Annotated in this window: 23 protein-coding genes and 2 tRNA genes; 21 read left to right on the top strand and 4 right to left on the bottom strand. The window is 40.1% G+C overall.

The window, feature by feature from the left end; translation table 11 throughout:
• Nucleotides 1-5: 5 nt before the first annotated feature.
• Together lacD and lacC are read left to right on the top strand one after the other, a co-directional pair.
• A complete protein-coding gene (gene lacD / locus I585_RS06330; protein WP_010743216.1) occupies nucleotides 6-1,013 on the top strand; it encodes a tagatose-bisphosphate aldolase in 1,008 nt (335 codons plus the stop codon).
• Nucleotides 1,014-1,073: 60 nt separating this feature from the next.
• Nucleotides 1,074-2,015 carry a tagatose-6-phosphate kinase gene (gene lacC, locus I585_RS06325; RefSeq protein WP_010743217.1) on the top strand — a complete coding sequence of 314 codons (942 nt, stop codon included), beginning with the start codon at nucleotides 1,074-1,076 and terminating at the stop codon, nucleotides 2,013-2,015.
• Nucleotides 2,016-2,026: 11 nt separating this feature from the next.
• Here lacC and I585_RS06320 read toward each other — a convergent pair whose 3' ends face one another.
• The gene (locus I585_RS06320) at nucleotides 2,027-2,737 is read right to left on the bottom strand and encodes a GntR family transcriptional regulator (RefSeq protein ID WP_010743218.1); all 711 of its coding nucleotides are present in this window, start codon (nucleotides 2,735-2,737) and stop codon (nucleotides 2,027-2,029) included.
• Nucleotides 2,738-2,906: 169 nt separating this feature from the next.
• Between I585_RS06320 and I585_RS06315 the strand changes: the two genes are divergently transcribed.
• The 8 genes from I585_RS06315 (at nucleotide 2,907) to I585_RS23970 (ending at nucleotide 8,811) form a co-directional block, all read left to right on the top strand.
• Nucleotides 2,907-4,685 (top strand): glycoside hydrolase family 35 protein, encoded by a 1,779-nt coding sequence (locus I585_RS06315; protein WP_010743219.1) that lies wholly within the window; start codon nucleotides 2,907-2,909, stop codon nucleotides 4,683-4,685.
• A 2-nt stretch (nucleotides 4,686-4,687) separates the two neighbouring features.
• Nucleotides 4,688-5,167 (top strand): PTS sugar transporter subunit IIB, encoded by a 480-nt coding sequence (locus tag I585_RS06310; RefSeq protein ID WP_010743220.1) that lies wholly within the window; start codon nucleotides 4,688-4,690, stop codon nucleotides 5,165-5,167.
• Between the two features lie 12 nt (nucleotides 5,168-5,179).
• Entirely contained in the window at nucleotides 5,180-6,079 is a 900-nt protein-coding gene (locus I585_RS06305) for a PTS mannose/fructose/sorbose/N-acetylgalactosamine transporter subunit IIC (RefSeq protein ID WP_010743221.1), read from the top strand.
• Nucleotides 6,066-6,875 carry a PTS system mannose/fructose/sorbose family transporter subunit IID gene (locus tag I585_RS06300; RefSeq protein WP_010743222.1) on the top strand — a complete coding sequence of 270 codons (810 nt, stop codon included), beginning with the start codon at nucleotides 6,066-6,068 and terminating at the stop codon, nucleotides 6,873-6,875. Before I585_RS06305 ends, I585_RS06300 begins: the two co-directional genes overlap by 14 nt.
• A gap of 46 nt (nucleotides 6,876-6,921) precedes the next feature.
• The gene (locus I585_RS06295) at nucleotides 6,922-7,323 is read left to right on the top strand and encodes a PTS sugar transporter subunit IIA (protein WP_010743223.1); all 402 of its coding nucleotides are present in this window, start codon (nucleotides 6,922-6,924) and stop codon (nucleotides 7,321-7,323) included.
• A 126-nt stretch (nucleotides 7,324-7,449) separates the two neighbouring features.
• The gene (locus I585_RS06290; protein WP_010743224.1) at nucleotides 7,450-8,043 is read left to right on the top strand and encodes a helix-turn-helix domain-containing protein; all 594 of its coding nucleotides are present in this window, start codon (nucleotides 7,450-7,452) and stop codon (nucleotides 8,041-8,043) included.
• Nucleotides 8,044-8,152: 109 nt separating this feature from the next.
• Entirely contained in the window at nucleotides 8,153-8,614 is a 462-nt protein-coding gene (locus tag I585_RS06285) for a hypothetical protein (protein ID WP_010743225.1), read from the top strand.
• Nucleotides 8,542-8,811: a phosphatase PAP2 family protein gene (locus tag I585_RS23970; RefSeq protein WP_081631794.1), complete on the top strand. Its 270-nt coding sequence runs from the start codon at nucleotides 8,542-8,544 to the stop codon at nucleotides 8,809-8,811. The genes I585_RS06285 and I585_RS23970 overlap by 73 nt, the downstream gene beginning before the upstream one ends.
• Before the next feature lie 19 nt (nucleotides 8,812-8,830).
• Here I585_RS23970 and I585_RS06280 read toward each other — a convergent pair.
• A tRNA-Thr gene (locus I585_RS06280) sits at nucleotides 8,831-8,903 on the bottom strand.
• Nucleotides 8,904-9,020: 117 nt separating this feature from the next.
• Entirely contained in the window at nucleotides 9,021-10,184 is a 1,164-nt protein-coding gene (locus I585_RS06275; protein WP_010743226.1) for a serine hydrolase domain-containing protein, read from the bottom strand.
• Nucleotides 10,185-10,312: 128 nt separating this feature from the next.
• Here I585_RS06275 and I585_RS06270 point away from each other — a divergent pair.
• The 6 genes from I585_RS06270 to I585_RS06245 all read left to right on the top strand — a co-directional run bounded on the left by I585_RS06270 (nucleotide 10,313) and on the right by I585_RS06245 (nucleotide 15,396).
• Nucleotides 10,313-10,386: transfer RNA gene (locus I585_RS06270), tRNA-Asn, on the top strand.
• Between the two features lie 178 nt (nucleotides 10,387-10,564).
• Entirely contained in the window at nucleotides 10,565-11,536 is a 972-nt protein-coding gene (locus I585_RS06265) for an acyltransferase family protein (protein WP_010743227.1), read from the top strand.
• A gap of 54 nt (nucleotides 11,537-11,590) precedes the next feature.
• Nucleotides 11,591-12,919: a C1 family peptidase gene (locus I585_RS06260; protein ID WP_010743228.1), complete on the top strand. Its 1,329-nt coding sequence runs from the start codon at nucleotides 11,591-11,593 to the stop codon at nucleotides 12,917-12,919.
• Between the two features lie 107 nt (nucleotides 12,920-13,026).
• Entirely contained in the window at nucleotides 13,027-13,812 is a 786-nt protein-coding gene (locus tag I585_RS06255; RefSeq protein WP_010743229.1) for a tyrosine-protein phosphatase, read from the top strand.
• 12 nt (nucleotides 13,813-13,824) lie between these two features.
• Nucleotides 13,825-14,658, top strand: a complete 834-nt coding sequence (locus I585_RS06250) for a fructosamine kinase family protein (RefSeq protein ID WP_010743230.1) — start codon at nucleotides 13,825-13,827, stop codon at nucleotides 14,656-14,658.
• Complete coding sequence (locus I585_RS06245; RefSeq protein ID WP_010743231.1) at nucleotides 14,659-15,396, top strand: acyl-[acyl-carrier-protein] thioesterase; 738 nt, start codon at nucleotides 14,659-14,661, stop codon at nucleotides 15,394-15,396.
• A gap of 30 nt (nucleotides 15,397-15,426) precedes the next feature.
• Here the strand turns inward: I585_RS06245 and I585_RS06240 are convergent, their stop codons facing one another.
• Nucleotides 15,427-16,401, bottom strand: coding sequence for an asparaginase (locus I585_RS06240; RefSeq protein WP_010743232.1), 975 nt, complete (start codon nucleotides 16,399-16,401; stop codon nucleotides 15,427-15,429).
• Nucleotides 16,402-16,490: 89 nt separating this feature from the next.
• Here I585_RS06240 and I585_RS06235 point away from each other — a divergent pair, with 89 nt between their 5' ends.
• From I585_RS06235 to I585_RS06215, 5 genes are all read left to right on the top strand, one after another.
• The gene (locus I585_RS06235; RefSeq protein ID WP_010743233.1) at nucleotides 16,491-17,321 is read left to right on the top strand and encodes a DUF72 domain-containing protein; all 831 of its coding nucleotides are present in this window, start codon (nucleotides 16,491-16,493) and stop codon (nucleotides 17,319-17,321) included.
• 13 nt (nucleotides 17,322-17,334) lie between these two features.
• A complete protein-coding gene (locus I585_RS06230) occupies nucleotides 17,335-18,171 on the top strand; it encodes a Cof-type HAD-IIB family hydrolase (RefSeq protein WP_010743234.1) in 837 nt (278 codons plus the stop codon).
• Between the two features lie 88 nt (nucleotides 18,172-18,259).
• Nucleotides 18,260-18,760, top strand: coding sequence for a pyrophosphohydrolase domain-containing protein (locus I585_RS06225; protein WP_010743235.1), 501 nt, complete (start codon nucleotides 18,260-18,262; stop codon nucleotides 18,758-18,760).
• 440 nt (nucleotides 18,761-19,200) lie between these two features.
• Nucleotides 19,201-19,584 carry an EF2685/EF0750 family sortase-dependent surface protein gene (locus I585_RS06220; RefSeq protein WP_010743236.1) on the top strand — a complete coding sequence of 128 codons (384 nt, stop codon included), beginning with the start codon at nucleotides 19,201-19,203 and terminating at the stop codon, nucleotides 19,582-19,584.
• Nucleotides 19,581-20,345, top strand: a complete 765-nt coding sequence (locus I585_RS06215; RefSeq protein WP_010743237.1) for a WxL domain-containing protein — start codon at nucleotides 19,581-19,583, stop codon at nucleotides 20,343-20,345. Before I585_RS06220 ends, I585_RS06215 begins: the two co-directional genes overlap by 4 nt.
• Nucleotides 20,346-20,357: the final 12 nt, after the last annotated feature.

Below are 20,357 nucleotides of genomic sequence, written 5' to 3'. Positions count from 1 at the left end.
GAACCATGCTTACATTAACAGCAGGCAAAAAGGCGGCGATGGATCGCTTATCAACAAAAGAAGGAATTATCAGTGCTTTGGCGATCGATCAGCGTGGGGCGTTGAAGAAAATGATCAAAGCATTAGACGCAGAACCAACAGATGCACATATTGAAGGATTCAAGGAATTAGTCTCCAGTGAATTGACTCCCTATGCATCATCTATCCTATTAGACCCAGAATATGGCTTGCCGGCGGCTAAAGCTCGTCATGAAGATGCAGGTCTATTATTAGCCTATGAAAAAACCGGCTATGATGCGACGACACCTGGTCGTTTACCGGATTTATTAGCGGATTGGTCTGTCCTACGTTTGAAAGAACAAGGAGCAGATGCGATCAAGTTCCTGCTTTATTATGATGTCGATGAAGATCAAGCGATCAATCATCAAAAGCATGTTTTTATTGAACGATTAGGCAGCGAGTGTGCGGAAGAAGACCTGCCATTCTATTTAGAATTGGTTTCTTATGATGCTCAAAATAGCGATGCCGGCTCATTGGAATATGCCAAAGTAAAACCACATAAAGTCAATGAGATGATGAAGGAATTTTCGAAACCGCAATACAAAGTGGATGTCTTGAAAGTCGAAGTGCCGGTCAACATGAATTATGTCGAAGGGTTCGCAACAGGTGAAACAGCTTATACCAAAGCAGAAGCCGCAAACTATTTCTTAGAACAAAGCCAAGCGACAGATTTGCCCTTCATTTTTTTGAGCGCTGGTGTTTCAACAGAGTTGTTCCAACAAACGTTAGTCTTTGCTAAAGAGGCTGGGTCAACATTTAACGGTGTTTTATGCGGACGTGCTACTTGGAAAAATGGCGTGAAACCTTACATCGAATCAGGCGAAGCGGCTGCTCGTGAGTGGCTGCAAAAAGAAGGACGAGAAAATATTGAAGGCTTGAATAAGGTTCTAGCCCAAACGGCAAGTTCTTGGTTCGAAAAAGTTCAAGTCGCTGAAGAAGCCGTCATGAAATAGAATATCCAGCTAGATATTATACGGCAGGAAAAAATAAATTAGGAATTAGGAGGTGATTTCGTGATAGTAACGGTAACGATGAATCCTTCGATTGATATTTCCTACCCTTTAGCTACCTTAAAAATCGATACTGTTAATCGAACCAATAAGGTAACAAAGACGGCCGGTGGAAAAGGACTCAATGTGACCCGCGTCATTCATGATTTGGGCGGGGATGTTTTAGCGACCGGTGTTCTTGGAGGCTTTCATGGAGCATACATCGCGGAAGAATTAAAAAAAGCAGGGATCAAGCAAGACTTTACACCAATTGCTGAAGAAAGTCGCGATTCCATTGCGATTCTGCATGAAGGCAATCAGACTGAGATTTTAGAATCTGGTCCGACAGTCTCAAAAGATGAACAGGCCGCCTTTTTGGAAAAGTTCGAAGAGTTGATAAAACAAGCAGATATCGTAACAATCTCTGGCAGTCTAGCAAAGGGATTCCCGCCAGATTTTTATCAGAAACTAGTCCAAATTGCGCAGCAGCATGTAGTAAAGGTCTTAGTGGATACCTCTGGTGAAAGTTTGAAACAGGTTATAACAGCCAAACAAAAACCTTATTTAATCAAACCGAACTTGGAAGAGTTAGAGGCTTTATTGGGACAAGCGTTTTCTTTAGAAGAGTTGGATGATATTCAGGCAGCATTGTCTCAACCTCTATTTGAAGGGATCGAATGGATTGTTGTTTCTTTAGGGAAACATGGGGCTATTGCCAAATATCAAGACACTTTTTATCGCGTAAAAATTCCAAAAATTCAGGTAGTTAATCCGGTTGGTTCCGGTGATTCAACGATCGCAGGCTTTGCTTATGGACTATCGAAAGCGATGCCTCCGATGGATCTGTTGAAGATGTGCATGGCGACCGGGATGGCAAATGCCCAAGAAAACAAGACCGGACATGTCGATCCAGCCAACGTGAAAAACCATTTTGAAAAAATAAACGTAAAAAAGATCGAGCGCTAGCTCGATCTGCATTAATTCGTTTTTGAAACCAGTTCGATCTTGTAAAAGTTCCATTTCTTATAGGTCTCAACGTATTCCAGTACTTGTTGAGTATCCCGCCGTTTTGTTACTCGAATCTGTAAAACGGTCGGTTCGTCGGTAGAAATTTGTAGTTTTTCGGCCTCCTCGTTAGGAGTAGGAAATTTGATTTCATTGGTTTCGGTAAAATTCTCTTCGTTCATATGAATGTTGTAATCCAATTTGAAGCGCTGATAAATTGAGCTATAGTAGCCTAATTCCGGAAAATTCGAATTTACATATTGTTCCGGTAAATACGTCCGATGATACATGTAAGGGACGTCTTCTGTGGTACGCAACCGTTCAATACAATAATAGAAAGCAGTATCCGACAGCTCTAACTTGCTCAAAAATTCTGGATCATTGCCGCGAACGATCGATAGCACTTGTACTTGATCGTGGCTGATGGGAAATAATTCTATATCGGAAAATTCGACTACTTTTCCTTTCCGAGCTCGGGAGACGAAGGAGCCGCGCCCTTGATGACGAACAAGAAAACCGTCCTTCACTAAATCATTTAATGCGCGAATAACTGTGATCGAGCTGACTTTGAACATCTCTGCCAATTCTGCTTCGGTATAAAACTTGTCGCCATTTTCAAATTTACCAGAAATGATTTGCTGCTTCAGCTCATCTTTGATGATTTGATATTTTGGGATTGCCATAATATTCCTCCAAATAATGAATAGGGACTAAAAATTTCATTAGAATAGTTTGAGTTCCCTCTATGGCTTGATTTTAACACATCAGAAGAGAATAGAAAGGATTGACTTTCTATTTAAAATAATTTAATATATTAATATATTAAAAACGCTTTCATTAAGGAGTGAGCTTTTGGATACTTTTGAAATTAAAGAAGAGTTTCTTTTGAATGGAGAACCTTTCAAGATTATGTCTGGAGCGATTCATTATTTCCGGGTCGATCCTGCCGATTGGTATCATTCATTATATAACTTGAGGGCCTTAGGATTTAATACGGTTGAGACCTATGTACCGTGGAACTTGCATGAACCGAAAAAGAATGACTTCCATTTTGAGGGCATTTTGGACTTGGAGCGGTTTTTATCAATTGCTCAGGATTTGGGGCTCTATGCAATTGTTCGACCTGCACCTTACATTTGTGCCGAGTGGGAGTTTGGCGGTTTTCCAGCATGGCTCTTAAATGAATCAACTCGAATCCGTTCAAATGAAACCGTTTATTTGAATCATGTCGCTGACTATTATGATGTTCTGCTGAAAAAGATTGTGCCGCATCAGCTTTCTAATGGCGGCAATATCCTGATGATTCAAATTGAAAATGAATACGGTTCCTATGGAGAAGAAAAAGAATATCTGCGTTCGGTTCGTGATCTGATGATTGAGCGAGACATAACAGCACCGCTTTTCACATCAGATGGTCCTTGGCGGGCGACTTTGCGAGCTGGCAGCATGATCGATGAAGATATTTTAGTTACTGGCAATTTTGGTTCTAAAGCAAAAGAAAATTTCGCATCGATGCAAAGTTTCTTTGATGAACATGACAAGAAATGGCCGTTAATGTGTATGGAGTTTTGGGATGGCTGGTTTAATCGCTGGAAAGAACCCATCATTCAACGCGACCCGCAAGAATTGGCTGAGGCAGTGAGAGAGGTCCTAGTCCAGGGAAGTATCAACTTGTACATGTTTCATGGGGGAACCAATTTTGGTTTTATGAATGGCAGCTCTGCTCGCGGAGTGATTGATTTACCGCAGATCACTTCCTATGATTACGGCGCGCCACTAGACGAACAAGGAAATCCAACTGAGAAATATTACGCGATCCAAAAGATGATCCGCGAGAATTATCCTGAGCTTCCGCAAATGGAACCGCTGATTAAGCAGACGATGGAAAAGAAAAGTATTCCTTTAACAGACAAGGTTAGTTTGTTTGCTACGTTGGAGACTATCAGCGAACCTGTTCGCTCGAAGTATCCGCAAACAATGGAGCAGTTAGGCCAAAATACCGGGTACTTGCTGTATCGAACGACAATTGAAAAGGACGCGGAAGAAGAAAGACTGAGAGTGATTGATGGTCGCGACCGCAGCCAGCTGTTTGTCAATCAGGAGCTGAAGGCGACACAGTATCAAACGGAGATAGGCGAGGATATAACTGTTCCTTTGAAACAAGCGAACAACCAAATCGATGTTTTAATCGAAAACATGGGGCGAGTCAATTACGGTCATAAATTATTTGCGGATACTCAGAAAAAAGGAGTTCGTACCGGAGTGATGGCGGATCTGCATTTTATTACTAATTGGGAGCACTATTGTCTGCCGTTGGATTCATGTGAGAACGTCGATTATTCAAAAGAGTGGCAGGCCAATCAGCCAAGTTTTTATCGCTATGAGGTAGCTTTGGAGGAAGTTGAAGATTGTTTTCTTGATTTAGCAAAATTTGGTAAAGGTGTCGTTTTCGTTAATCAAACGAATATCGGCCGTTTCTGGGAAGTGGGACCTACGCTTTCACTATACATTCCTAAAGGGTTGCTAAACAAAGGAAACAACGAGATCGTCATTTTCGAAACTGAAGGCACGTATCAACCTGAAATAAGTTTATTAAAAGAACCACTATATATAGAAATGAAAGAGGGATAAGCATGAGTATTATCGGAGTAAGAATTGATGGACGCTTGATTCACGGACAGGTGGCAAATTTGTGGACGACGAAATTGAACATTTCTCGCATTATGGTTATTGATGATGAAGTCGCTCAAAACGACATTGAAAAAAGTGGATTGAAACTTGCGACACCAGCTGGCGTGAAATTGAGCGTATTGCCAATCGAAAAAGCGGCACATAATATTTTAGCTGGTAAATATGATTCTCAACGATTATTGATCGTCGTGCGTAAACCAGACCGTTTGTTAAAACTAGTTGAGTTAGGTGTACCGATTGAAGAGATCAACGTAGGAAATATGTCGCAATCGAATGAAACACGTTCAATTACAAAGTCAATCAATGTTGTTGATCAGGACGTGGATGTATTTAATGAACTGAACCATAAAGGTGTTCGCTTGATTGCACAAATGGTCCCAAGTGACAAAGCAGAAGACTTTATGAGTCTTTTAGCGAAATAGGAGGGTAATACAATGGATATCTTATGGTGGCAGATCTTATTATTAACATTATATGCAGGGTATCAAATTTTAGATGAGCTGCAAGTTTATTCTTCATTAAGCGCCCCCGTTTTTGCCGGATTATTTGCCGGATTAGTCATGGGAGACTTAAAAGCTGGACTTATTATTGGTGGTAGTATGCAATTGACCGTTTTAGGTGTCGGTACATTTGGCGGAGCATCAAAAATCGATGCGAACTCCGGGACAATTTTGGCAACAGCCTTTTCCGTAGCATTAGGCATGAATCCTGAACAAGCGATTGCAGCCATCGCAGTACCGGTTGCCAGCTTGATGATTCAATTGGATATCCTGGCTCGTTTTGCCAATACGTACTTTGCACATCGGATCGATAAATTAGTTGAGGATATGAATTATAAAGGTATTGAACGGAACTTCTTAATGGGTGCTCTTCCATGGTCCTTATCTCGGATGACACCAGTCTTTCTAGCCTTGGCTTTCGGTGGCGGCTTAGTAGAAAAAGTTGTGGCTGTCTTAAATGGTGATTTAAAATGGTTAGGTGATGGGTTATCAGTAGCTGGTGCAGTTTTACCAGCAGTCGGGTTTGCAATTTTATTACGTTACTTGCCAGTCAAAAAACATTTCCCTTATTTGATTCTGGGCTTCACATTGACGGCCTTATTAGGAACGGTCTTCACCAATATGCAATTATTGGGAACGGGAGTCGCTAGTGTAGTGAAAGACTTCAGCGGCGTCTTCAATGCATTGCCAATGTTAGCAGTTGCGTTGATTGGTTTTGCCTTGGCCTCAATCAGCTATAAGAATGGGCAAATGATACCAAATGCGCCCGCACCGAAAAAAGATGATGCTTCCAATGATGCAGATGAAGGAGAGATCGAAGATGACGAAATCTAATTACAAGTTGACGAAGGAAGATTTTAAGCAGATCAATCGCAGAAGCTTGTTCACTTTCCAGCTAGGTTGGAACTATGAACGGATGCAAGGATCAGGGTATCTTTACACGATTTTGCCGCAGCTGCGCAAGATCTATGGCGATGATACACCAGAATTAAAAGAAGTAATGAAAACCCATACACAATTTTTTAATACGTCGAATTTCTTCAATACGATCATTACTGGGATCGACCTGGCGATCGAAGAAAAAGAAGGAATCGGTGGTAAACAGACAGTTTCAGGGTTAAAAGCAGGGTTGATGGGACCTTTCGCTGCAATCGGAGATTCGATCTTTGCGGCTTTAATTCCAACGATCTTTGGCGCTCTAGCTGCCAATATGGCAATCAATGGAAATCCAACTGGAATCTTTATTTGGATCATCGCACAAATCGCGGTCATGATCTTTCGTTGGAAACAGTTGGAATTTGCTTATCGTGAAGGAATCTCGCTCGTTACAACGATGCAGCATCGTTTGACCGCTTTAACTGATGCGGCAACTTTACTTGGGGTCTTCATGGTCGGGGCACTTGTCGCAACGATGATCAATGTGAAATTTTCTTGGGCACCAAGTATTGGCGATGTTACGCTAAACATGCAAAACAATTTAGACATGATCTTGCCGCGCTTACTGCCAGCCGGGATCGTCGGTGGTGTTTATTGGATGCTAGGCAAAAAGAACATGACTTCTACCAAAGCAATCTTTATCGTTTTAGTTGTTTGTGTGGCTTTGTCTGCATTCGGCGTAATTTCTAAATAATACTATTTAAATTGTTAGTTTCAGCAGAATGATAGGGAGGAATTATATGGGCAAAAATTTAGTTTTAGTCAGCCACGGACTCTTTTGCGAAGAATTAAAAAAGAGTACGGAAATGATTATGGGACCGCAAGAAAACATTTATACAGTCGGTTTGCTTCCTTCAGAATCAGCAGAAGACTTTCGTGTTAAATTTGAAGCAGTGATTGCTGAGTTAGATGAGTTTGTCGTATTGGCGGACTTAATGGGCGGTACTCCTTGCAACGTTGTTTCGCGAATGATTTTAGAAGGACAAGCAATCGATTTGTATGCCGGGATGAATATGCCGATGGTAATTGATTTTATCAACAGTGAAATGATTGGCACAGAACTTGCGCTAGTAGAATCAGCTACAAATAATATTTGTCACGTTAACGAACGAATCAATAGTGATGATGACGAAGACGAATAAACTATAGCAATGAATGAAAGAATCAGCGATATTTCTGCTGATTCTTTTTTTGTCCGAAAAAGAAATTTCTATTATGGTATGATTTATGAACAAAACTATTGTTGAAAGAGAATTTGGAGGAATGTTGTGGATTTCAATGAAAAACTAAAACAATTACGCCAGAATAGAGAGTGGACACAGGAAGAATTAGCGGATAAGCTGTTTATTTCCAGAACGGCCGTTTCGAAGTGGGAGTCGGGTAGAGGGTTTCCCAGTATTGAGTCACTCAAGGCTATTTCTAAGGTTTTTGATATCTCGATTGATGAATTACTTTCTAATCGCGAGTTGATCTCGATTGCAGAAAACGATAAGAAAAGGCAGAAACAAAAATTCCAGCAGCTGCTATTAGGTATTTTAGACTGTATGGTTGGGTTGCTGATACTGCTCCCTATTTTTGGACAAGCTAGAGGAGATGGTATTGCATTTGTAACGATGTGGCAATTATATCCTGAGATCCCATTTCTAAAAACGATTCTTATGATCTTTATTATTTTAACTATCTCGTTTGGATTGTACGAGCTCGTTTCTTCTAATAGAGAACGGAAAGTGAACAACGAAATTTCCCTAATTTTGACATTGATCGGCATACTTCTATTCATCATGACCAGACATCCTTACCCTGCTACTTATATGTTAATGATTTTAGCAACCAAGGTGGGATTCCTATTAAAAAGCCAATGACACGCATCGTCACGTCTATGTGACGGTGCGCTTCTTTTTGTTTATTGATAATCTTGCTACTTTTTAGTTGGATAGCTGCCAAATAAAAAGTTAGGAGCATAAGAAGCAGATGAAAGAAAAGAAAAAGGCGTTACGCCTACCGATAGGATTATTTTTATTTTTCATTACGTACACGATTTGTTTAAAAATGATCAATGTACAGCAAATTGGACCGCGACATTCTGAGGTAGGATTTGCGACAATCAATCAATTTTTCTCTAGTATGATAGGAACTCATTCATTTTGGTATCAACTAACGGAGATATTAGGAATTTTTCCTTTGTTACTCATGGGCTATTTTGCGCTTCGCGGATTTCTACAATTATGTATTCGCAAGAAAATTAGCTTGATTGATCAGGAAATTCTTGGATTAGGATTTTTATATGCGGCTATAGCTGGCTTTTATATCTTTTTTGAAAAAGTTGTGATCAATTATCGACCGATTTTAGTGGAGGGGCAATTAGAGGCTTCTTATCCATCAAGTCATACATTTCTTGCTGTTTCCGTTTTATTTTCAGCTTTTTTCTATTGAGCAAGGAAGAGGGAATGCTCAAAAAGTATTTATCCTATTTATGCATTATAGGAATGGTTGCGCTTGTCATAGGAAGAATAGTATCCGGAGTCCACTGGATAACTGATATTTTTGGAGGAATAGTTTTGGGGCTGTCACTTGCCCAGTTCTATCTTGTGTTGTTTGTAAGGAAATTAAGCATAAAAAAGGAACGTTGATTTCTCAACGTTCCTAGGAAGCCACCTGTCGGATTTGAACCGACGACCCCCACCTTACCATGGTGGTGCTCTACCAGCTGAGCTAAGGCGGCATAGTTATTTAACACAAGATATAGAATAGCGAAGAAAAGGCTGTTTGTCAACTGCTTAAACAGAAAAAAAGTTGCTATCGAATGATCTGAAATCTTTATTTATAACAGGGTCGCCGTTTAAGAAACTGCGGCGACCTTATTATATAACTGACCAACGAGATCATTGTATCCTTTAGGTTGATTCCAAACATTTGATAGCAAGATGATTCCGGTTTTTCCATCTTTTGAAAAATCAGCGACTGTTTCGAAGCGAGCTTTAACGCCGCGTGTATGGTATCTGTTTGCCATTGTATAGAGACCGCTGGCATATTTTTCTCCTAGATAGGTATGCAAAAGCTCAGCACGATCTTGACTTGTTAAATAGCGATCGTTGAAGAGATTTTGAAAGTATTGATACAGATCGCCTGAGGACATAAAGACATTTCCTGTGCCAAGCTCGTCAGCATAAGACGATGCGGTCGTCGGTGCGTAGACTGGGCCATTGGCTGATTGCGAATAGGATAGAGCTTGATCCTTATTCGATTCAGAATAGAAATCAGTCTCTTTTAATTCCATCGGATCTTTCAATACCTTATCAAATAAAGAATTGTAATCCGTTTGATAGATTTGTTCTAAAATGCCTGCTAGCAAGACATAATTAACTGGTTGATAAGAATAACCGGCATTTGGAGAAACAGTCGTTTGGCGAAGTGTTTCGGAAAGTATTTCTTTTGTATCGGTTGTATTTAGTGTCTCGATTTTTTTTTCATCGATTCGCAAACCAGAACTCATATTCAACATATCTTTAATAGAAATATTTTCGCTATTAGGTACTTGAGGGAAAAAGGCACTAAGCTTTTCGTCCAAGAACAATTTACCTGATTTGACGGCTTGCATAATCAGATAAGCAGTTTGTCCTTTTTGAACAGACCCAATACAATATTGTGTGGCAATTGTATTATGAATTTTTTTGGCCTGATCTTTCCAACCATAGGCTTTGTTCAAAATGACTTTGCCTTGTTGAAAAACTAGAACGGTCCCGCTAAAGTTTTTTTCTACTAAAGCTTGTTCAATATTAGCCGAAACGGCATTTTTTGGTTCGATTGGTTGTTTATTTTTGAAGCCATTCGATGTTTCGGGCAAGCTGACAAGCTCGGTATCCGTATTTTTTTCCGCGGCGGTCTGTTGCTTGCGAGCGTGCTCAATGTAGATCCCGCTTAACGCTAGAATAACTATTAATAGAATTGAAAGACCGAGTCTTAGCTTGATGTTTTTTCTTTTTCGATGAAGTCGTCTGGGCATAAAAAATTCTCCTAGTTCGTGTTAGTGTACTTTTCTCACAATGTAATGAAATGCGCGACTGACCTTTTAATAAGAACAATCTATGATTGCATGATGATTTAAAAATTGATATGATAATAAAGTATTCTTCCGGCATAGCTCAGTTGGTAGTAGCGCATGACTGTTAATCATGATGTCGTAGGTTCGAGTCCTACTGCCGGAGTTTTTAGAGACAATTTTATTGTCTCTATTTTTTTACACCTAAAAAATGAAGTTTTTGTGAATAAAGTCTTTAAATGTGAGGGAAATGTTGAGGAAAGCATGACCTTTTTTTAAAACTAGCGCAATCCTTTTGAAACTGGTAAAAATCCTCGTTATACTCAAAATTGAGGGGGGATAGAATGGAAAAACGCGATGCCTATTTTGACAACGCAAAACTTTTTTTGATGATCTTAGTTGTATTCGGACATTTCTTGCAACCATTTGTGAATGATCATCCAGTATATAATGATTTGTACTATTTCATTTTTACTTTCCATATGCCAGCCTTCATTTTAATTTCAGGCTACTTTGCGAAAAGCGGCCCCAAACCAATCATGAGTCTGGTAAAAAAATTGCTGCTTCCATATATCTTTTTTCAACTACTTTATTCCGGCTATTATACATTGATCGGTTTGCAGGATTCCTTTAGTTTAGACCTTGGTATCCCGCAATGGTCTTTATGGTTTTTATTGAGTTTGTTCTGCTGGAATGTCTTTCTTCATCTTACGAAGCGTTTCACTGTTAAACAAGTTTTGATTGCCAGCCTAATTCTTGCACTACTAGTCGGCTATTTTCCGATTTTTGATCGTTACTTAGCCATTCAGCGGACATTGACGTTCTTCCCGTATTTCATGGTGGGATATGTGATTCCTAAAAGTAGGATTGAGAAGCTGAGGTCTTATCCTAAAAAATGGTTGGCTATCCTGCTATTTAGCGGTTTGTTTCTGTTTATCCAAGGAAATGATTTGATTAACAAATATTGGGTATTCGGTTCTAAACCGTATGAAGATTATCTAAATCATCCATTGCTTGGAGGTCCGCAGCGATTGCTTTTCTTTGCAGCCGGTTTGATTGGTATCAGCGCCTTTTTGATGTTGGTACCCAAAGGCCGCTACTTCTTTTCTAACTGGGGAAGAAATACGCTGACGGTGTATTTACTCCATGGATTTTTAGTTAAGGGACTGCGGGCGCTAGATTTTGATTTTGAAATTAGTTCCGTAGAAGTCCTGCTGCTGTTTATTGGAAGTATGTTGTTAACGGCGGCATTATCCAGTAAAAAAGTCGGTCGCTGGATCGTTCGAGGAAAGCGAGCATTACAGCCAAGCTTGTAAACTAATTGTCTCTTTGACTCATTAAGCGTAAAATGAGGCCAAGGAGGCTTTTTTATGGCAAAAATTGAAAATGAACGAACTGAAGCTTTTCGTGAAGCTTTTGAAAAAAATTCTAAACAAGTCGCATTGCAACGAAGCGTTGTAAAAAACGGGATTCGTGCCTCTGCCGAAAATATACAAACACATGTTGAAAATACTCCGGTCTTTTCGATTGATCTTGCGACAGGCAAAGTAGCGAATCAAAAACAATCCGGTCGTTGCTGGATGTTCGCGGCACTAAATACCTTCCGTCATAAAATGTTGACGACATTCCAATTGAAAGACTTCGAGCTTTCACAAAACTATACGTTTTTTTGGGATAAATACGAAAAGGCAAATTATTTCTATGAAAATATTTTAAAGACAGCGGAACAACCTACATCGAGTCGCGAAGTTGCTTTTCTTTTGCAAACACCGCAACAAGATGGCGGTCAATGGGATATGATCGTGTCCCTTTTTCAAAAATATGGGGTCGTACCGAAAAGTGTGATGCCAGAAAGCAGCAACAGCTCGAACTCTCGCGATTTAAATAATTATCTGAACAAACTATTGCGTAAACATGCTGTTTTATTACGCCAAATGGCAGCAGAGGAAGCGACAGATGAGGAGATACAAGCCAATCGTGAAGCGATGCTGCAAGAAGTCTATAATCTTTTAGCGATTTCACTGGGGACTCCGCCAGATAATTTTGACTTTGAATATCGCGATGATGAAAAGAACTATCATTTGGATCAAGCATTAACACCGCAAAGTTTTTATGAGAAGTATGTTGGTGTAAATTTAGATGATTATGTAAGTATTATCAATGCACCAACGGAAGACAAACCGTTTATGAAGTCCTACACTGTCGATATGTTAGGCAATGTGGTAGGCGACAAACCAGTAAAATATTTGAATCTTGAAATGGACGAGTTTAAGGCTTTAGCTGTTAGACAATTGGAACAAGGAGAATCTGTTTGGTTCGGTTGTGATGTCGGCCAATCTTCCACTCGCGATAGCGGTATTATGGCATTAGATGCGTATGATGTTGATGATTTGTTTGACGTTGATTTGGCAATGACCAAAGCGGAACGGTTGGATTATGGTGAAAGTATGATGACCCACGCGATGGTTTTGACGGGTGTCGATTTGATTGATGATCAAGCGAAAAAATGGAAAGTTGAAAATAGTTGGGGCGAAAAAGTCGGTGAGAAGGGATTCTTTGTTATGAGTGACGAATGGATGGATGAATACACGTATCAAATCGTTGTTCGCAAAGAATTTTTAACGCAAGAACAATTGACCGCCTTTGAGGCAGAACCAACTGTTTTAGCTCCGTGGGACCCAATGGGTGCCTTGGCATAACTCAGAAGGGACTTGAAACAAGCGCGCTTGTTTTAAGTCCTTTTTGGATTGAAAAAGCGTTTTCTTCTGGGGTGTGCTATACTTTTAGCAAAAAGGAGGTTTGTTGAATGCCTAAACTTTTAGCGGTTCGACATGCTGAAAATCTACGGGAATTGGGTGGTTATGAGACAAAGGATGGGCGTAAGGTTGCTCATCGCAAACTAATCCGCTCTGCCAGTATCAATCATTTAGACACCCAAGATAAGAATTATTTAAGCGAGTATGGGATCAAAAAAGTTGTTGATTTTCGTTCACTTGAAGAACGGAATGCTCAACCAGATCAAGAGATACCAGAAGCAAAAAATATTTTTTTACCAATTTTTCCTATTAAGGAGACAGAAACAGCTTCGGCTTCACCTAAAAAAATGATGCAGCGTATGCAAGATGGTGAGGATGCTCTTCAGCAAATGGTTGAAGTATACAAGCATTTTGTAACAGATACGCATGTTCGTGGACAATACCGCAAATTTTTTGATTTAGTATTGGACAACGAGGGAACAGATGAAAGCTTGCTGTTTCATTGTACAGCGGGAAAGGATCGGACAGGATTCGCAGCGATTCTTTTATTGAACTGTCTAGACGTGGATAGTGAAACGATCGTGCAAGATTATATGGCGACAAATCGTTATTTAAAAAAAGTTATACAAGAAATGTATAAGAAGGCGGAATTGGCAGGACTGCCAGCTGAATCGCTACATGGTATTGAAGACATGATGTCTGCTAAGGAAGTCTATTTGCAGACTAGTTTTGAACAAATTAAAGAACACTATGGAACCGTAGCACAGTTTATTCACGAAGGGATTGGAGTATCAGCACCAGAAATCAAAGACCTACAAAAAATTTACTTGTTGTAAGGAGTTGACGAGATGGATGAATTGTTAAATTATCTACAATTACAATCAAAAGCAGTGCCAATCGGTGGTGGAGATATCAATCAGGCATATCGTGTAACAGATGGCAAACAAAACTTTTTTTTGAAATATCATCCTCAAATGTCGGCAGATTTCTTTCAAGCAGAGGTCGACGGCTTAGCTGAGTTGAGCAATGCTGTGCGAGTACCGAAAACGTATCAACATGGAAGCTTTGCCGGGGGTGCCTTTCTTTTGATGGAATGGATCGAACCAGGCGAAGGCGACCAAAAGGACTTGGCGCGTGATCTTAGCAAACTGCATGGGATAAAAGCGATTAAGTTTGGTTATAAAAGAAATAATTTTATGGGCCTACTACCACAGATTAATACACGTTCTTCTGATTGGTGGGACTTCTATTTTACTAATCGTTTAGGCGTTCAAATTGAAATTGCCAATGGACGAAATCGTTGGACAGCCCAACGAGAAAAAAATTATCAGTTATTTAAAGAGTGGGTTTATCAAAATTGGGGTACAATGTCTTTTGAACCAACTTTATTGCACGGAGATTTCTGGAGCGGAAATACCTTTTTCGATGTCGACGGTCAGCCGGTCTTTGTTGACCCGGCAGTTTCTTACGGACATCGGGAAATGGATCTCGCGATGTCACAACTTTTTGGCGGATTTCGTCAGGAATTTATCGACAGCTACCAAGAAATTCTACCGATGCGCGAAGGCTGGCAAGATCGACTAACGGTCTATCAGTTTTACTATCTGCTTGTTCACCTGAATATTTTTGGTGAAAGTTATGGGGATGCGGTAGATCGTGTCTTAGCTTTAGGAGGAAAGTAATTGGGAAAAAGATACACCATGAATCACGAGGTCGCTTATTATGAGTGCGATATCAATCAAAATATGACGTTTCCTGCTCTATTGAGTGTCGCTATCAAGGCATCATCGGATCAAAGTGATGAATTGCAGCGGGGAACAGAGTACATCAATACTTTAGGCATCACATGGGTGATTACGCAAACGGAAGTAAAGATTAACCGACTGCCCCAAGTTGGCGAAGAGATTACAGTCGTGACTGAACCAACAGAATTCAATCGCTATTTTTACTATCGAAGCTATTGGATATATGATTTAGCTGGAACGGAATTATTGAAGATTGAGATGTCTTTTGTTTTGATGGATATAGAAAATCGGAAAATGAGCAGTGTCGACGCCGAACTTATGGCGCCTTACGAATCTCCGAAAACCAAAAAAATTCGTCGCTGGCCAAAAATTGAAAAAGTCGAAGAGGAACAAAGAAAGCTGTATCACGTACGATATTATGATCTTGATAGCAATCATCATGTTAATAACGCCATGTATTTCAATTGGCTGATCGATGTGCTGGGCTATGACTTTATGACACAACACGAACCGACGTATGTAAATGTCAAATTTGATAAAGAAGTATTGTATGGAAATGATATTGAGAGTTTTTATGAGATCATTGAAGGTGATGAAGTAAAAACGCGTCACGAAATTCGTCTAGGCGATCAGCTTGCATGCGAAGCGAATATCTTATGGCAAAAAAGAAGCTGAATCGAATTTATTTCGATTCAACTTCTTTTTTTATTCTTCCATAAATTGTTTTAGTTCTGCCTTTGATAAATGGGCATTTAATGCGATTAATAGTTTTAAACGAGCTTTTTGACTGTTGATACCGTTGCAGAAGATCACACCATGTTGTGCTAATTCAATTCCGCCGCCATGATAATCATAAACCGGTTCAGCGATCCCGTTAAAACAGCGAGAAACTAAAACGATCGGCAGCCCTTTTTCTAATAGATGGTAAACAGGCGGCAACGTTTGCGGCGGCAAATTTCCAGCACCTAATGCTTCAACTACGAGTCCATCAACTGTGATCCCTTGGTCAAGGATTTTGAAGAAATCTCCCTGCATTCCAGCAAAAACTTTTACGATCGGAATCATCGCATCGTAACTGTCGATATCATAATGCGTTGCTTTAGGTAATTCCTGCTTGAAAAGAATTTTTGATTTTGTGACCAGACCGATTGGCCCTAAAGTCGGTGTTCTAAAAGTTGCGACATTGGTCGTGTGTGTTTTGGTTACATAACGTGCACTATGGACTTCATCATTCATGACAACAAGAACACCTTTACCGACAGCATTGTCTGAAGCGGCGACACGAATCGCACACTCAAAATTGTAGAGGCCGTCACTGCCTAATTCATTGATGGAGCGCATTGCACCAGTTAAGATGATCGGCATCAGATCGCCAATCGTTATTTCAAGAAAATAGGCCGTTTCTTCTAAGGTATCTGTTCCATGGGTGATGACTACGCTGTCGAGACCTTCTTTTTTCGCAGCTTTGATTCGTTCCTTTAATTGAAACATGGTCTCAACCGTAATATGGGGAGAAGGAAGGTTAGAAAAATCTTCCACGATCAATTCAATATCCGCGGGCAGTCGCAATTCTTGACCTGCCGCCAATAAAGGATTTTTTTTATCCGGGCGTACAGCACCATCAGCGTCTTGGCTCATCGAGATTGTTCCGCCTGTATGTAAAATCAAAATACGTTTCATCTTCATTACTCCATTCGTTATTTGCGCATTTTCGCTAATTTTTTGCTATGTTTATTGTATACTATGAAACAAGTGGAGGCTAGGATACTATGATTCGAATTGGATTAACTTCTTTTAATGAACACAGCAGTTTGACAGGTAAGAAGACCTCTTCCTTGTATGAATATGCTGGTTACCTGCCCTTGGTAGAGCTGGATACAAATTATTATGGGATTACCAGTAAGAGCTCCGTCGAAAATTGGCTGGCGCAAGTTCCGGAAGAATTTCGATTTGTTGTGAAGCTCTATGCCGGATTTACTGGGCAAAGTAAATGGCAGGATAGCTATCCTTCAATGGCGGCGATGCAGGAGCATTTTTTAGAAACACTGCAGCCTATGATCGAAAGCGGAAAGTTATTTTGCTTTTTAGCTCAATTTCCTGCACAATTTAAGTGTACGAAAAAGAATGTTGGGTATTTAGAAACACTGCGAGAATTATTTCCCGATTTACCAATGGCAATCGAGCTGCGGGATTATAGCTGGTATGCTAAAGGGTTTCTGGAAAAGACCCAGCAGTTGATGCGAAAGCTGAATTTTAGTTTGGTGATGGTGGATGAACCGCAGCTGCCAGACACGGTTCCTTTAGACAATACGGTGACCAACAAGAGTTTCAGCCTATTTCGTTTTCACGGCAGGAATCAAGCTTATTGGAATGATCGTACTGGGGATTGGCGCAAGAAGCGCACGTTGTACCGTTATAATGAAGCTGAGCTGAAAGTATTAGGCGAAAAAATTCAGCAAGCTGCAAATGACTCTGATCAAGTCGGTGTCATATTTAACAATAATTCCGGCGGAGATGCCGCTGATAATGCGATGCAGTTAAAAAAAATTCTTCAATTGGATTACGAAGGATTGAATCCAAGTCAAATTGATTTATTTTAAACGAGGGAGTGCCATGATAAAAGCTATTTTTTTTGATATTGACGGAACCTTGATCACGAAGGATTCAAAGGTACTGGATAGTACACGTGAAGCCGTTCGCTTAGCCCAAAAACAGGGGATTCTTTGTGGCGTTGCGACTGGCCGAGGTCCGGTAAAAATCGAAGAGCGGATCGAGCAAATGCCATTAGATGTCTTTGTTATGTACAATGGGCAGCTGGTGTATACCAAGCAGAAAGATATCTATCAGCGTTCCTTTGCTGAGGAAACACTACAGCAAATCGTGAATTTTGCCGATGATGAGCATCGGCAAATTATTTTTGGCGGTCGTGACCGCGTTGATGGAAGTCATTTAATGAAATGGTCACAAAACTCTTTGCTTAAAAAAATAGCAGGGTGGATGCCTAAATGGTTCCCTGTAAGACCAGCAAGAAGACTGTTGCAGTCCTTTAGCCCTAATCGTGAAAAAGGCCGCTACAAAAAATTAGCAATTTTAGCGGAACCCATTTATCAATGTGTCCTTTTTAGTGCTGAAACTGAAGCAGAACGTTTACAAGAACTGCTGCCGGATTGCTCTTTCCAACGCTCAAACCCTTACTCTGTCGATATCGTTCCAAAGAACGGCTCGAAGTATCGCGGTATTTTAGAATTTACCGAGGCTTCAGGAATTAAGATAGAAGAAGTCATGGTTTTTGGCGATCACTACAATGATATCGAGATGATTCAAAAGGTCGGCATCGGCGTGGCCATGGGAAATGCTCTCACTGAGGTTAAAACCCAAGCGGATTATGTTACCGCAACCAATGAAAATGACGGCATTTATAAAGCAATGAAGCATTTCGGAATAATTTAATTTCTTGTAGCTTTTTTCCTTTCACAAAACTAGCTGAAGGATCAAAGACGATAAGTTAGTAATAACCAATGAGTATGAGGTGTATATAATGGACGAACTATATCAAATGGCAAGAGAATTTCATGAGACGTTTGCGCCAGCGCCGCCTAAAAAAACGCAAGCTTTTTCGCGAGAACGAGGAAGTTTTCGAGCTGGATTCAAGGCTGAGGAAATTGTGGAATTTTTATATGGTGTAGCAGAAGGTGATGAAGTCGAATTTAATGATTTGGTTGAACGGCTTCACCAGAGCATCGAGCAAGCAAAGGAAAAGGTTTTGACTAAAGCAGAACCTGTGAAAGATCCGCTGGTAGCAGAAGTTGATGCGTTGACGGATCTGCTTTATTTTACTTATGGCTCATTTGCTTTAATCGGTGTCGATCCCAAACCAATTTTTGAGATCGTTCATCGTGCCAACATGGGAAAACTTTTCCCTGATGGCAAGCCACGCTACCATCCGATCACGAATAAAGTCATGAAACCGGATGATTGGCAGGAAAAATATGCACCAGAACCGTTGATCAAAAGAGAGTTGGATAGACAAAGAAAATAATTCCATCAATTGGTCTTTAGTAGGAAGCAAGGATAGTCATTGATTGAGAATAAAGGTGTCGCGAGAGAAACTATTTCGCGGCACCTTTTATTTTTTTGCCATGATTTATACCGTTTTTTACAGTAAGATTTGTTGATTCATGCGTAAAAAAAAGCGATTTTAAATTTTTGAGAATGGAATGATCACTTTTTACAAAAAAAAATTGAGACAGGGACAACTTTAAAATTATGTGAAAAAAACAAAAAAACATTCTAGTTTCTATTTATTTTTCTGAGGTGTAAAATTGTCCTCGATGAAATATGTGGGTGAATAAGTTGTTTTTTTATTTTTTGTTTATAGAAAAAATAAAATAGAAACGATCATGGTTCTATTGTATTATTCTCTCAGTTCACTACGCGTATTTCATTAAGCTGTGAACAAGAATTGAAAGGAGAAAAGACATGACAAGAAAATTTTTTATCGGTTTAGTGCTGTTTGCTTTACTGGTAGTTCCTATAACAGTGACTAATGCCGCGGAATCTCATGACTACCATTCGCATGGCGAAGCCACTTTCTTTGGAAAATATGACTATCCCAGTGAATCTGAGAATCAGAATAATACCCATAGTGATAGACCTGGTAACGACAATGGGCAATCGTCAAATCATTCCGCCATTGCCGGAAATGAACAGTCGCCAAATTATTCTGCCTCGGGACATCAAGTAATACCACCCATGGGTGATCAACGTTATGTAATGATTCAAATAATAGGAACACTTGTTATTTTTACTGTTTTTTCAATTCTGCTAATAAATAAAAGAATAGAAGGAGATCGGAAATCATGAAAAAAACATTATTTTTTGCGACAGCTGGATTGTTACTAAGTATTGGCGCTTCAACTTTGACCGCGCAAGCAGTGGAACTGCCCCAATCTGTCAATTCTAAAGGGACGGTCAGCTTTAAAGCTAGTGAAAAACCAAATCCGCCAGTCGATCCAGAAAATCCGGATCCAGAAAACCCAGTTGATCCAGAACAACCACCAACCGGAACTGCGGGTCCACTATCCATTGATTATGTTTCCAATTTCAAATTTGGTGAACAGGAAATTACAACGAAAGATGAGACTTACGCTGCCGCTACTGAAAAAATTCAACCAGTAAACTCAGAAGGCAAACCAACGGGGGCTGCTAAACAAGGACCTACGTATGTTCAGATCACTGATAAACGCGGGACTCTTGCAGGGTGGAAACTGTCTTTAAAACAAAATGCTCAATTTATGACAGCTGACAAAGATGAACTGGCTGGTGCAAGTTTGAAATTCACTAAAGCAGAAGTTGCTTCCAATATAGACGATGCCAAATATAAACCAACTGCACAAGCGGAAGTTGCTCTTGTTCCGGGGACAGAAGTTCCTAACGTTGTGGATGCTGCAAAAGGTCAAGGTGCCGGTACTTGGGTTTATCGTTTTGGTTCTGACGAAGCATCTGCCAAAGATGCCGTCAAACTGGAAGTCCCAGGTAAGACAGTTAAATTGGCTAAGGAATATAGTACGGAGTTGACGTGGACATTGTCTTCTACTCCAGATAACGGTTCTGAAAATCCATAGTTTGCGAAGCTG

The organism is Enterococcus malodoratus ATCC 43197 (genome assembly GCF_000407185.1).
Taxonomy (GTDB): Bacteria; Bacillota; Bacilli; order Lactobacillales; family Enterococcaceae; genus Enterococcus_A; species Enterococcus_A malodoratus.
Note: the sequence above shows the minus strand (reverse complement) of the source record. Positions and strands in the feature narration are given on the sequence as shown.